This is a genomic window from Ensifer sp. (assembly GCF_035999135.1).
Classification (GTDB): domain Bacteria; phylum Pseudomonadota; class Alphaproteobacteria; order Rhizobiales; family Rhizobiaceae; genus Ensifer.
Genome location: NZ_DASYGZ010000043.1, coordinates 1 through 1,502 on the forward strand (window position 1 = coordinate 1; position 1,502 = coordinate 1,502).

Genomic DNA, 1,502 nt, shown 5'->3' on the forward strand with positions numbered 1-1,502 from the left:
CCCACCGGCCCGATCATGCCACCTCGCGCAATCGACGCGATGAACATCATTCAGCAAAGGCTACCCCATGGCGCATTATCCGGACATTCTCCTTCACATCGACGGCACCTGGCGCGCTGCGCGCTCCGGCAAGAGCATTCCGGTTGTCGATCCTGCAACCGAGGAGACGATCGGCCAGGTGGCCTGGGCGGAAATTGCCGACCTCGATGAGGCGCTTGCCGCGGCAAAAAAGGGGTTTGACGTGTGGCGCGCGACCTCGGCCTTCGATCGCGCCAAGATCATGCGGATAGCAGCAGGCCTGCTGCGCGAACGGGCGGACGCTATCGCCTGGCTGATGACGCGCGAGCAGGGAAAGCCCCTCGCCCAGTCGAAAGGCGAAATCCTGGGTGCGGCCGACATCATCGAATGGTTCGCCGAGGAAGGAAAACGCGCCTACGGCCAGATCATCCCGCCGCGCGCGCCTGACGTCACCCAGATGACCGTCAAGCTGCCCGTGGGCCCTGTCGCCGCTTTCACGCCCTGGAACTTCCCGCTCAATCAGGTGGTGCGCAAGCTGTCGGCGGCGCTGACCACCGGCTGCTCGATCATCGTCAAGGCTCCGGAAGAAACACCGGCATCGCCAGCCGAACTGATCCGCTGCTTCGTCGATGCCGGGCTTCCGGCTGGCGTCGTCAACCTTGTCTACGGCGTACCCTCCGTCATCTCGGAATATTTGATCGCTCACCCGGTCATCCGCAAGATGTCCTTCACCGGCTCGACCCCGGTCGGCAAACTGCTCGCAGCCCTTGCCGGCCAGCACATGAAGCGGGCAACGATGGAACTCGGCGGCCACGCACCGGTTATCGTGACCGACGACGCCGATATCGAACAGGCCGTCGCGATCATGTCCGGCAGCAAGTACCGCAATGCCGGCCAGGTCTGCGTGTCGCCGACACGCTTCCTGGTCCAGGAGCGCGTGGCAGACCAATTCCTGGAAGGCTTTGTCGCCGCGTCGCAAAAGATCAAGGTCGGCAATGGCCTCGAAGCCGGTATCGACATGGGCCCACTCGCCAACGGCCGGCGCATCCCTGCCATTGAAAGCCTGATTTCGGATGCCGTGGAACACGGCGCGCGACTGGCAACCGGCGGCCATCGCATCGGCAACCGCGGCTACTTCTTCGAGCCGACGGTTCTTGCCGACGTGCCGGTGACGGCCCGGATCATGAACGACGAGCCCTTCGGTCCGGTCTCGATCATCAACCGCTTCGGCGACCTGGACGAGGCGATCCATGAGGCGAACCGTCTGCCATTCGGCCTTGCGGCCTATGCCTTCACCGGATCGGACAGAAGCGCCCATCGCCTTTCAAACGAAGTCGAAAGCGGCATGATCTCGATCAACCACCTCGGCCTGGCGTTGCCGGAAGTGCCCTTCGGCGGCATCAAGGATTCCGGCTACGGCACGGAAGGCGGTTCGGAAGCCATCGAAGCCTATCTGGAAACACGCTTCGTGACGCGCAAGAGCG

General features: G+C 63.6%; 1 protein-coding gene. It reads left to right on the forward strand.

Features of this window, described 5'->3' with window-relative positions:
* Window positions 1-67 precede the first annotated feature (67 nt).
* Window positions 68-1,502 (forward strand): NAD-dependent succinate-semialdehyde dehydrogenase (locus tag VGO12_RS04135; RefSeq protein ID WP_327511452.1); only part of this gene is annotated, 1,435 nt, incomplete at its 3' end.